Below are 11,283 nucleotides of genomic sequence, written 5' to 3' on the forward strand. Positions count from 1 at the left end.
ACTACGCCCCCGAGATCACTCAAAACGCCCACGATGGTAACCGGGTTTCACTCAGGAAAGCAGCGCGCTGCGCAGCCTCGCCGGATCCACCCGCCAGAACGTGTGCTGTTCGTCATCGATGAGGACGACCGGAATCTGCTCCCAGTACTCCCGGTGCAGCTCCTCGTCCTGAGTGATGTCCTTCTCCTCCCAGGACGCGCCGGTCTCTTCACAGACCTCCCGCACCACCAGCCTCGCATCGTCACAGAGGTGACACCCCGGTTTCCCGACCAGGGTCACCACCCGGTCCGCGGGCTTCTTCTTCGCACGACGCAGCAAGGGACTCATGCCTTCATTCTGCGCCGACGGACCGTCCTTTCCGGAACTCGTCCGGCATCGATCCGGTACGCCCAGAATCGCCCGTTTAACAATTCGGCCGCCGAGAGTTCACGCCACCGCATCCCGGCAGGTCGGGAAGGGCTCAACAGACTGGCTATGCTCACGACATGGCCGCTCTTGGATGGCTCACACCACGTAGGCGTTCCGCGACAGCACGGAGCGTGCTGGCAGGCGAGGCAGCAGCCGAGGCAGCGCGGAAGTCGTCACTCCACGCCGAACAGCCCGCCGAACGATCCGCCGACGAGATCCCCGCCACGACCGCGGAGCCGGAACCGGCCTTCCCGGTCGTCGGCGACGAACGGGCTGCCGCCTTCTTCGACCTGGACAACACCGTCATGCAGGGCGCGGCGATCTTCCACTTCGGCCGCGGGCTGTACAAACGGAAGTTCTTCCAGCGTCGCGAACTGACCAGGTTCGCCTGGCAGCAGGCCTGGTTCAGGCTGGCCGGCGTGGAGGACCCGGAACACATGCAGGACGCCCGTGACAGCGCCCTGTCCATCGTCAAGGGCCACCGTGTCTCCGAGCTGATGTCCATCGGCGAGGAGATCTACGACGAGTACATGGCCGACCGCATCTGGCCGGGCACCCGCGCCCTCGCCCAGGCCCACCTCGACGCCGGCCAGAAGGTGTGGCTGGTCACCGCCGCCCCGGTGGAGACCGCCACGATCATCGCCCGCCGCCTCGGGCTGACCGGCGCGCTCGGCACGGTCGCCGAGTCCGTCGACGGCGTCTACACCGGCCGCCTGGTCGGCGAGCCGCTGCACGGGCCGGCGAAGGCCGAGGCGGTCCGCGCCCTGGCCGCCGCCGAGGGCCTCGACCTCGCCCGCTGCGCGGCGTACAGCGATTCGCACAACGACATCCCGATGCTGTCCCTGGTCGGCCACCCCTACGCGATCAACCCGGACACGAAGCTCCGCAAGCACGCCCGGGCCCTCGACTGGCGGCTGCGCGACTACCGCACGGGCCGCAAGGCGGCCAAGGTCGGCATCCCGGCCGCGGCCGGTGTCGGCGCCCTCGCGGGCGGCACCGTGGCCGCCGTCGCCCTGCACCGCCGCCGCCGCTGACCGCACGCGGACCTTTCCCCGCGCAGGGGGCCGAGCCACGCCCGGCTCCCTGCCGCCAATCGGGACCCCCTACCCGCTGACCGCTCCGGCCAGTCGGATTGCGCGCACCCGACCACAACCCGTTGCGGCCGCAGGCAGATCACGAAGTAATCCGATCAATAAACGGTCACGATGTGCTACTTGATGCGTCTCATAGTCGCTACAGAAGCGACGGAATCGATGATTTGAGCAACTGGGTGTAGCACTGCCTGTACGAAGCGTTATTCTCCTCAGACGCATTCCGGAACCCGCCACTCACTACGACGAGTGACGGTTTCGCACTGCACGTGATGGAAGCTCTGCCTCTGGGAGTCCCGTGTACCCACACGTCGGGGTTGACGCCTCGGGCCTGGCTACGCTGCGCGCAACGGTCGCCGACCGCTTGCGCGGCTTCGTCCCCACCGCGTACGCCGTACCCGCTTTTGCCGCCCCTGCACCTGTCGGCCCTTGCTATGCCCTGGCCGAACGCGGTGCAGCGGTCGGAAGACGCAGCAACCGCGGCGCAACGACCACGTCCACCGTTCGTCGGCCGACCGCCGACAGCGACAGCGCGCGCATGATGGATCTCGTCGAGCGCGCACAGGCCGGTGAGGCTGACGCCTTCGGCCGTCTCTACGACCAGTACAGCGACACCGTGTACCGGTACATCTACTACCGCGTGGGCGGCAAGGCGACGGCGGAGGACCTCACCAGCGAGACCTTCCTGCGCGCCCTGCGCCGCATCTCCACGTTCACCTGGCAGGGCCGCGACTTCGGCGCCTGGCTGGTCACGATCGCCCGCAACCTGGTCGCCGACCACTTCAAGTCCAGTCGTTTCCGACTGGAAGTGACCACCGGCGAAATGCTCGACGCCAACGAGGTCGAGCGCAGCCCCGAGGACTCCGTCCTGGAGTCCCTCTCCAACGCCGCACTGCTGCAAGCCGTGCGCCGACTCAACCCCCAGCAGCAGGAGTGTGTGACGCTGCGCTTCCTGCAGGGCCTCTCGGTCGCCGAGACGGCCCGCGTGATGGGAAAGAACGAAGGCGCGATCAAAACCTTGCAGTACCGCGCTGTGCGCACGCTCGCCCGGCTCCTGCCGGATGATGCCCGCTGAACACGCTCTGCGACACGCCCCTCACGCACTGGTCCGATCATCTTTCGTGCGTAACCCATGTGCCGCGCCACTCGTTGTGCCGGTTGCAGGCCCCCTGTCGTCACTCCATGTCCGCTGACACTCACTCTTTCGTGTGGAAGCGCTCAAGGTGTGCAACCTTCCGGACCCCCAGGGGAGTCGACCGTCATGACGAGAGGAGGTGCCGCCAGTGATCGCAAACGTTTCGGCACACCGGCGGGCGAACGCCTTCGCCCAGGCCCTGGAGGAGCAGGAGCTCCAGGGTGCGGCGGCCGTACAGCCCGAGGACCCGGCCGAACCGGCCGACCACGGAACGCTGTTGGCCCTGGCGAACGGCCTCGGTGAGCTGCCGAGGCCGAAGTTGGATCCCGAGGTCAAAGTGGTGCAGCGAGCACAGCTCGTCGCCGCCATGGAGGCCATGTTTGCCGAGGGCGGCGCGTCCACGGGCCCTACGGTGCCCGAACAACGGAGCAGGGGAGCCCACCGGGCCTCCCCGCTCCGGAAGTTGCGCCCCCGCTCCCGCTGGACGAAGGGCATCGCGGCCGGCGGTCTCACCGTCGGTGTGGCCGCGGGAGCCTTCGGCGGAGTGGCCGCTGCCAGTTCCGACGCCCTCCCGGGTGATTCGCTGTACGGGCTGAAGCGCGGCATGGAGGACATCCACCTGGGCATGGCCGACGGGGACGCCGACCGGGGCGAGGTCTACCTCGACCAGGCGTCGACCCGGCTGAGCGAGGCCCGCAGACTGATGGAGCGCGGCCGCGCGGGCGATCTGGACCACGAATCACTCGGCGAGATCAGGCGCACGCTCAACGGCATGACGCGCGACGCCACCGAGGGCCACCGTCTGCTCCACGCCGCGTACCAGCGCGACGGAGCACTCGGGCCCATCCAGACCCTGGACTCCTTCTCCCGCTCCCACCGCGGAAGTTGGAGCACCATGCGCGACCGTCTGCCGGTCCAGCTGACGGACGTCGGGGACGAGGTGAGCTCGGTCTTCGAGGCCATAGACGAAGAGGTCGCACCACTGCAGTCCCTGCTCCCCCGCAGCCCGGACCGGAGCACCGACTCCCAGGAGTCCGGTTCCTCGCAGCAGACCGACGAGTCGCCCGGCACGGACGACCCGTCCCCCTTCTCCCCCGAGGCCTCACAAGGCCGGACGGGGAGCAGCGGTACCCCGGATCCGTCCGGATCCGCCTCCACCCCGGAGGACGGCCTGATCGCCGGCGGCACGGATGGCTTCCTGGACACACCGTCCCCGGGCACCACCCCGCCCTCGACGGGCAGGGACAGCACCCCGCCCACCCCGGACGTGACGCTGCCGCCCCTGCTACCCGGCCTGCTGCCGGGCCTGGGATTCAACAGCGAGGACGAAGAGCAGTGATTGCCCGGCGGACGGATTCCCCCAAACCCGTCCGCCGGTCGCTCAACCCCTTCCGGCGGTGAGGACACCCGCCGTCAGAAGAACACCGACCTCCGCTGCACCAACAGTTTGTACAGCGTGTGCTGGATCTGCTCCCGCACCTGATCCGTCAGGTTGAACATCAGCATCGGATCCTCCGCCGCCTCCACCGGATAGCCCTCCGTGGGAATCGGCTCCCCGAATTGAATCGTCCACTTCGTCGGCAACGGCACCGCCCCCAAGGGGCCGAGCCAAGGAAACGTGGGCGTGATCGGGAAGTACGGAACCCCCAGCACCCGAGCCAGCGTTTTCGCGTTGCCGATCATCGGGTAGATCTCCTCCGCCCCCACGATCGAGCACGGCACAATCGGCACGCCGGCTCGCAACGCCGTCGACACGAAGCCGCCCCGCCCGAACCGCTGCAGCTTGTACCGCTCGCCGAACGGCTTACCGATGCCCTTGAAGCCCTCCGGCATCACACCGACGACCTCGCCCTGCCTGAGCAGCCGCTCCGCGTCCTCCGCACAGGCCAGCGTGTGCCCGGCCTTCCTGGCCAGCTCGTTCACCACCGGCAGCACGAAGACCAGATCCGCAGCGAGCAGCCGCAGATGCCGGCCCGCCGGGTGGTTGTCGTGCACGGCGACCTGGAGCATCAGCCCGTCCAGCGGCAACGTCCCCGAGTGGTTGGCCACGATCAGCGCCCCACCGTCCGACGGGATGTTCTCGATGCCCCTCACCTCGACCCGGAAGTACTTCTCGTACATCGGCCGCAGCATCGACATCAGAACCTGATCGGTGAGTTCCTTGTCGTACCCGAACTCGTCGACCTCGTACTCGCCGGTGACCCGCCGACGAAGAAACGCGAGCCCACCCGCGATCCGCCGGTCCCAGCTGCCGCGCCGAACGTCGTCCTGCACACCCTCCACGGGCTCCCCGCCCCCCTGCACCGCCTCCTGGACCGGCGCGGCGTCCAACTGCCCGGGCAGGGCGCTCAGGGCCGCAGTGCCCACCGCGGGACCCGCCCCGGACCGCCGCCGCGCCGACCGCGGCGCGCCACTCGACCGCGAACGGTCGTCGTCGAACGGAATGACCTTGGCATCCGCCATCGTCGGTGCGCTCCTCTATCTCCCGCTGTGGGTCGGTTGTGTGTCGTCGGTCCCGGTGATCTCCGTGACCTCGCCGGTCCCACCGGCGAACGGCATCGCCGCCAGCCGGTCGACGGCCCTGCCGACCATCTCGGGCGGCAACAGGCCGGGAGCCTGGTTCCGCGCGAAGTCCGCGAACGTCTCCGCAGTGGTGAAACCCGGGCGGAAGCCCAGCGTCTCGCACATCTGCACGGTGGAAACCACCCTTCCGTGCGTGAGCAGCCGGATCTGCTCCGGTGAGAAGTCCGTCATGCCGACGGTGCGGAGCGCCTGGCCCACCCAGGTGACGGCGGGCAGGGGCACCGGCATCGTCGGCCGCCCGAGCCGCCGCGAACACTGCGACAGCAGCAGCACCCCGTCGCCCGCGATATTGAACGTGCCGCTGTTCAGCGTCCCGCGCCGCGGTTCGTGCGAGGCGATCCTCAGTACGTCGATGACGTCGTCCTCGTGGACGAACTGGAGCCGGGGGTCGTACCCGAACACCGTCGGCAGGACGGGCAGCGACAGATAGTCGGCGAGCGGCGAGTCCGCGTCCGGCCCCAGGATGTTCGCGAACCTCAGCACGCACACGGCGACATCCGGCCTGCGGCGCGCGAAGCCCCGCACGTACCCCTCGACCTCCACCGCGTCCTTCGCGAAGCCCCCGCTCGGCAGGGACTTGGGCGGGGTGGTCTCGGTGAAGACCGCCGGATCACGCGGTGCGGACCCGTACACGCCCGTACTGGACTTGATCACCAACCGCCGCACCGTCGGCGACTTCTGGCAGGCACCGAGCAGCTGCATGGTGCCGATGACATTGGTCTCCTTGACCATGGTGCGGCCACCGGCCCCGAGCGCCTTGCCGCTGACGTCCAGATGCACGACCGTGTCGACGGTGTGCTCGGCGAGGACTCTGGCGATCGCGGGCTGGCGGATGTCCGCGCGGACGAAGTCGGCATCACCCAATTGGTGCCCCGGCGCGATCGCGTCGACGGCGATCACCCGGTCCACCTCCGGGTCACGCTGGATGCGCCGCACGAATCGGCCGCCCAGCTGCCGGGCCGCTCCCGTGACGAGCACGACCTTCCCCAAGATCAGCGCCTTCCGTCGAAGAGGTTTCCCCTGGCCGTCACCGTAGCGGGTGGATGTTGCCCTGTGATGACTGCGCGGCGGCGTTCTGTCGAGTCTTTGGCCCAAATATGCGCAAGGCCGCTCGCACAACGCACCGCAGCCCTCCCACCGTGTCGGCGGGAGGGCTGCGGATTCACGAACTGCGTTCGCTTACTTCTTGTTGCGACGCTGAACGCGCGTGCGCTTGAGCAGCTTGCGGTGCTTCTTCTTGGCCATCCGCTTGCGCCGCTTCTTGATAACAGAGCCCACGACTACCCTCGCTCACTTCTCTTCACTGGTGCGGGGCGTCTGGGCCCACACGACCTACGTCGGCCTAGCCTACCCGCCACCGGGTGAGGGACGTAATCCGAGGCAAACCTCAGGCCGACTCCACCCCCACAAAGGACTCGCGGAGATACTCGTGAACCGCTTGCTCCGGGACCCGGAAGGACCTGCCCACCCGGATCGCCGGCAGATGACCACTGTGCACCAAGCGGTACACGGTCATCTTCGACACCCGCATGACCGAGGCGACTTCCGCCACGGTCAGAAACTTGACCTCGTTGAGAGGCCTCTCGCTGTCAGCAGCCATGACCCACCTGTACCTTCCGCACGAGACGCGCACCGGCTTCCCCTCCGGTGACTCTTCGTCGTTGTGCGCTCACTCCCCAGATTAGGGGCGGGTGATGCGAGTGGGGAAGAGGAGGGACCATCGGCCGCCTACTGTGACAGACACGCCCGATTGAGCACATAGCGAGTGAGTGGCCGGTAGTAGGCGGACCGAACGGCGTCATCAAGCGGAACGGCGACCGACACCTGCCCCTCGGCCTCGCCGACGAACAGGGCGGGATCGTCCGTGTCCGCCAGGCCGATCGCCTCAATGCCCAGCTGACCTGCCCCGCAGACCCATCCGTGGTCCCCGACGACCAGCTCGGGCAGCCGCCCGTGGGCAGCCACCGCCGCCTCCAGCGCCACCCGAACCGGCAGCGGCGAGTGGGTATGTGCGCCCGGCTCACCACCGCGGACCCGCACGCCGGGCTCGCGCACCAGGGCGACTCCCCGTACGTAATCAAGGTTGTAGGTGCGTACGCCGAACCGGGTCGTTATGTCGATACATCGCCCCTGCGCCGGGGTGAGTACGGCGCAGCCTGCCGCCGACAAGGCGTCTGCCAACGCGGCGTAGAAGCCGAGCAGTCGGTGCGGATGGCCCGTCCCGAACAGCACGGGTGCCCGCCGGACCGCCACATTCGACAGCCGCTCGGCGAACGCGTCCAGACCAGCCAAAGTGCGCTCCGGATCGATCACATCAGGACCCGAGACATCGGCAGGATCGTCCGAGACTCCGCACTTCTCTGCCATCAACCGAAGCAGATCGCACTCCTTCCACCCCCACTCGGGATTGAGACCGAGCAGCACCCGCGGATCCCTCGCCGCGAACAGCCGATAGCTCCGCAGGCTCACCTCCCGCGAGGTGGCCACGGGCCCGGCCAGCCGGGCCGCCAGCAGATGCGCACGCAGCGCTCCGGTGCTCAACACCCTGCCGATGCTCCCCCAACCACCCGGACGGGGGGACAGAAGTCCGACTACGCCCCACAGTTGGCGTAACCATTCCTCGGTTGGCGCAACCCTTCCTCACGTCAGCACGGAATCGGCCGCACCGGGACCGTCCCCGCCCGTTTCAGGCCAGCAGCCCCCGCAACGGGAACGCCGCCCGCCTGGTCGCGAGCACCGCCTGGTCGAGCCGGTCCGCCGGGTCGTACCCGCCCTCCCACGACTGCCACGAAGGCGTACGTCCATCCGTCATCCGGGCCGGCCCCAACTGCCGCGTCCGCGCATAGACCTCGTCCCGCCACGAAGCAGGAATCACCGACTCCGGGTCCACCGGAGCATGCGCGGCGATCCCCACCAGATGCGTCCAGGACCGCGGCACCACGTCGACGACCGCATACCCTCCGCCGCCGAGTGCCACCCACCGCCCGCCGTCCACGTACTCATGGGCGAACTCGTGACACGACTCCATGACCGACCGCTGCGCGTCCAGCGACACCGCCAGATGGGCGAGCGGGTCCTCGAAGTGCGTGTCGGCCCCGTGCTGGGTCACCAGCACCTGCGGCCGGAAGTCCGCCAGCAGTTCCGGCACCACCGCGTGGAACGCCCGCAGCCACCCCGCGTCCCCCGTACCCGCAGGGAGCGCCACATTCACCGCGGCCCCCTCCCCCGCACCGGCACCGGTCTCCTCCGGCCAGCCGGTCTGCGGAAAGAGCGTCCGCGGATGCTCGTGCAGCGACACCGTCAGAACCCGCGGGTCCTCCCAGAACGCGGCCTGAACCCCGTCGCCGTGGTGCACATCCACATCGATGTACGCGACCCGCTCCGCACCCAGCTCCAGCAGCCGGGCAATGGCAAGCGCCGGGTCGTTGTAGATGCAGAACCCCGACGCACCGCCCGGCATCGCATGGTGCAGCCCGCCGGCGAAGTTCACCGCATGCGCCGTGACCCCGCGCCACACCGCCTCGGCCGCCGCCACCGACTGCCCGGCGATCAGCGCCGACACCTCGTGCATCCCCACGAACGCGGGATCGTCCACCGTCCCGAGCCCGTAGTTCTGATCGGCCGCCTTGGGGTCCGCCGAGGCCACGCGCACAGCAGCCACGTAGTCCTCGCGGTGCACGAGCCGCAGCGTGGAGTCCCCGGCCGGCTTGGCAGCCACCACGTCCACCGCACTGTCCAGCCCGTAGGCCCGCACCAGACCCATCGTCAGGGCCAGTCTGACGGGGTCCATCGGATGACCGTTCCCGAAGTCGTATCCCGTTACTGCGTCATCCCACATCAACTGTGCGCGGCCGCTCATGTCCGCCACCGTATCGGGCGGGCTCCGGACCGAACGACTTGGCGTACACGAGCGTCGCGAGCACCAGCACCATCGGGACGAGCATCGCGCCCCGGTAGCTCCATACGTCCCCCAGCGCCCCGACCAACGGCGACCCCACCAGGAACCCCACATAGTTGAAGACGTTCAGCCGCGCGACAGCCGTATCGCTCGCGCCGGGGAACATCCGCCCCGCCGCCGCGAACGTCTGAGGCACGATCACACAGAGCCCCAGCCCCAGCATGGTGAACCCGAGCATTCCGATCCACGCGCCGGAGGCAACCGCCACCACCCCGAACCCGGCAGCTGCCAGCACACTCCCGAACCGCACGACAGTCACGGCCCCGAACCGCCGCACCCCGAAGTCCCCCCCGGCCCGCCCCAGCAGCGTCGTCACCATGTAGACGTTGTACGGAACCGTCGACAGCTGCTCCGAACTCCCCAGCACGTCCTGCAGGTACTTCGCGCTCCAGTTGGAGACCGTCGAGTCCCCGATGTACGCGAAGCTCATCACCAGACAGAGCGGCATCAGCAGCTTGAACGAGACCGCGGCCCCCGCGGAGACCTCTTCCCGCTGCCCCTCGCCGTCCGTCTTCCTCTCGACACCCTCGACGTACCACCGGCTCCCGATGAACGCGGCCGGCAGCAGCACGACCACCGCCGGAAGATACGAGACCAGCAGCGTCAGATCCCAGTGCGCCCCGGCCCACGCCAGCGACGCCCCGGCGATCCCGCCCAGGCTGTACGCGGCATGGAACCCGAGCATGATGCTGCGCCCGTACGCCCGCTGGAGGCTGACCCCCATCATGTTCATGGAAGCGTCGAGTGCCCCGACCGACAGCCCGAACACACCGAGCGCCACGGCCGCTTGCCACAACTCGCTGCCGGCACCGACACCGAGCAGCGCCAGCAGCACGACGGGCTGCGCCCACCTGAGCACGACCCCGGGCCGTACCCGCGCGACCACCTTCTCGGTGACCACGCTGCCCACCCCGGCCAGGATGGGCACGGCGGCAAGGAACACGGGCAGCAGACCGTCGGATATCCCGTACCGGTCCTGAATGGCAGGAATACGCGTCACGAGCAGGGCAAAGGTGACCCCCTGCACGAAGAAGCTCAACGCCAAGGAGGCCCTACCGTGCCGCAACCGCGCATCCTTCATGGCCGCAGCGTAGGGCCCTGGCCTACCCGTGGGTAGATGGATCAGGCGAGCAATTCCCGCAGTTGAGCCATGTCGGAGAAGCAGCCGGTCACCCCGGCGAGCCGGTCGGCGGGCATCATCGACGTGAACCCGTACACATCCATCCCCGCGGCCCGGGCCGCCTCCACACCGAGCGGGCTGTCCTCGATGACCACACACCTCTCGGGCGGAACGCCCATCCGCTCAGCGGCATGGAGGAACAGGTCGGGTGCCGGCTTCCCGTGCCCCACGTCCTCCGCGCTGAAGATCCACTCCTCCTCGAACCACTGGTCGAGCCCGGTCTTGCGGTGCCCGACCCTGATCCGCTCGTGGTTCCCGGACGAGGCGACGCAGTACGGAACCCCGTCGGCGACGAGCTTTCCCAGCACGTCGGCCACCCCTTCGACCGGCTCCAGCTCTTGCTGGAACGCGGCGAAGATCCGGGAGTGGAGCGTCTCGTCGAAGTTCACGGGCAGCTTCTCCCCGGTCCTCTCCTCGACGAGGTCGTGGATCCGGTGCACGGCAGACCCCATGTAGTCACGGAGCGATTCCTCGTACGAGGTGGGGTGACCGAGCTCGGTCAGGTAGCCGGAGAGGATGGTGTTGGAGATCGGCTCACTGTCGACGAGCACACCATCGTTGTCGAAGATGACCAGTTCGTAGCGCATGGTTCGAGCCTAGACGCTCAGAACGCAGAAAAGCCCCGTGCCACAAGGGCACGGGGCTTTCCCGGAATAATTGTTCGGCGGCGTCCTACTCTCCCACAGGGTCCCCCCTGCAGTACCATCGGCGCTGAAAGGCTTAGCTTCCGGGTTCGGAATGTAACCGGGCGTTTCCCTAACGCAATGACCACCGAAACACTATGAAATTAACCAACACCGGGCAACAACACGGCCGTTCGTTATTTCAGAACTAACACAGTGGACGCGAGCAACTGAGGACAAGCCCTCGGCCTATTAGTACCAGTCAGCTCCACCCGTTGCCGGGCTTCCACATCTGGCCTATCAAC

General features: G+C 68.3%; 12 protein-coding genes and 2 rRNA genes. 3 read left to right on the forward strand and 11 right to left on the reverse strand.

Features of this window, described 5'->3' with window-relative positions:
* Positions 1 to 51 precede the first annotated feature (51 nt).
* The gene (locus tag ACFYP5_RS20650; RefSeq protein ID WP_389037851.1) at positions 52 to 327 is read right to left on the reverse strand and encodes a glutaredoxin family protein; all 276 of its coding nucleotides are present in this window, start codon (positions 325 to 327) and stop codon (positions 52 to 54) included.
* A gap of 158 nt (positions 328 to 485) precedes the next feature.
* On the opposite strand from ACFYP5_RS20650, the gene ACFYP5_RS20655 reads away from it, so the two are divergent.
* From ACFYP5_RS20655 to ACFYP5_RS20665, 3 genes are all read left to right on the forward strand, one after another.
* Positions 486 to 1,442: an HAD family hydrolase gene (locus tag ACFYP5_RS20655; protein WP_389037854.1), complete on the forward strand. Its 957-nt coding sequence runs from the start codon at positions 486 to 488 to the stop codon at positions 1,440 to 1,442.
* A gap of 355 nt (positions 1,443 to 1,797) precedes the next feature.
* Positions 1,798 to 2,574 (forward strand): ECF subfamily RNA polymerase sigma factor, BldN family, encoded by a 777-nt coding sequence (locus ACFYP5_RS20660; protein WP_030974218.1) that lies wholly within the window; start codon positions 1,798 to 1,800, stop codon positions 2,572 to 2,574.
* 208 nt (positions 2,575 to 2,782) lie between these two features.
* Complete coding sequence (locus ACFYP5_RS20665; RefSeq protein ID WP_389037857.1) at positions 2,783 to 3,973, forward strand: DUF5667 domain-containing protein; 1,191 nt, start codon at positions 2,783 to 2,785, stop codon at positions 3,971 to 3,973.
* A gap of 74 nt (positions 3,974 to 4,047) precedes the next feature.
* Here ACFYP5_RS20665 and ACFYP5_RS20670 read toward each other — a convergent pair whose 3' ends face one another.
* The 10 genes from ACFYP5_RS20670 to ACFYP5_RS20715 all read right to left on the reverse strand — a co-directional run.
* On the reverse strand, positions 4,048 to 5,097 hold the full coding sequence (locus ACFYP5_RS20670) for a lysophospholipid acyltransferase family protein (RefSeq protein ID WP_389037860.1): 1,050 nt from the start codon (positions 5,095 to 5,097) through the stop codon (positions 4,048 to 4,050).
* Between the two features lie 15 nt (positions 5,098 to 5,112).
* Positions 5,113 to 6,207: an NAD-dependent epimerase/dehydratase family protein gene (locus ACFYP5_RS20675; RefSeq protein WP_389037863.1), complete on the reverse strand. Its 1,095-nt coding sequence runs from the start codon at positions 6,205 to 6,207 to the stop codon at positions 5,113 to 5,115.
* Between the two features lie 189 nt (positions 6,208 to 6,396).
* Positions 6,397 to 6,495: a 30S ribosomal protein bS22 gene (locus ACFYP5_RS20680; protein ID WP_003948845.1), complete on the reverse strand. Its 99-nt coding sequence runs from the start codon at positions 6,493 to 6,495 to the stop codon at positions 6,397 to 6,399.
* A gap of 109 nt (positions 6,496 to 6,604) precedes the next feature.
* Entirely contained in the window at positions 6,605 to 6,817 is a 213-nt protein-coding gene (locus ACFYP5_RS20685; protein ID WP_158070919.1) for a helix-turn-helix domain-containing protein, read from the reverse strand.
* A 128-nt stretch (positions 6,818 to 6,945) separates the two neighbouring features.
* Positions 6,946 to 7,761, reverse strand: a complete 816-nt coding sequence (locus ACFYP5_RS20690) for a phosphatase (protein ID WP_389037866.1) — start codon at positions 7,759 to 7,761, stop codon at positions 6,946 to 6,948.
* A gap of 142 nt (positions 7,762 to 7,903) precedes the next feature.
* A complete protein-coding gene (locus tag ACFYP5_RS20695) occupies positions 7,904 to 9,076 on the reverse strand; it encodes an acetoin utilization protein AcuC (protein ID WP_389037868.1) in 1,173 nt (390 codons plus the stop codon).
* Entirely contained in the window at positions 9,045 to 10,256 is a 1,212-nt protein-coding gene (locus tag ACFYP5_RS20700; protein ID WP_389037871.1) for an MFS transporter, read from the reverse strand. The genes ACFYP5_RS20695 and ACFYP5_RS20700 overlap by 32 nt, the downstream gene beginning before the upstream one ends.
* Before the next feature lie 41 nt (positions 10,257 to 10,297).
* Positions 10,298 to 10,942, reverse strand: a complete 645-nt coding sequence (locus ACFYP5_RS20705) for an HAD family hydrolase (protein ID WP_389037874.1) — start codon at positions 10,940 to 10,942, stop codon at positions 10,298 to 10,300.
* 72 nt (positions 10,943 to 11,014) lie between these two features.
* A 5S ribosomal RNA gene (gene rrf, locus ACFYP5_RS20710) occupies positions 11,015 to 11,131 on the reverse strand.
* Between the two features lie 79 nt (positions 11,132 to 11,210).
* Positions 11,211 to 11,283: ribosomal RNA gene (locus tag ACFYP5_RS20715) — 23S ribosomal RNA — on the reverse strand; the annotation flags it as partial.

The organism is Streptomyces sp. NPDC005262 (genome assembly GCF_042872425.1).
Taxonomy (GTDB): Bacteria; Actinomycetota; Actinomycetes; order Streptomycetales; family Streptomycetaceae; genus Streptomyces.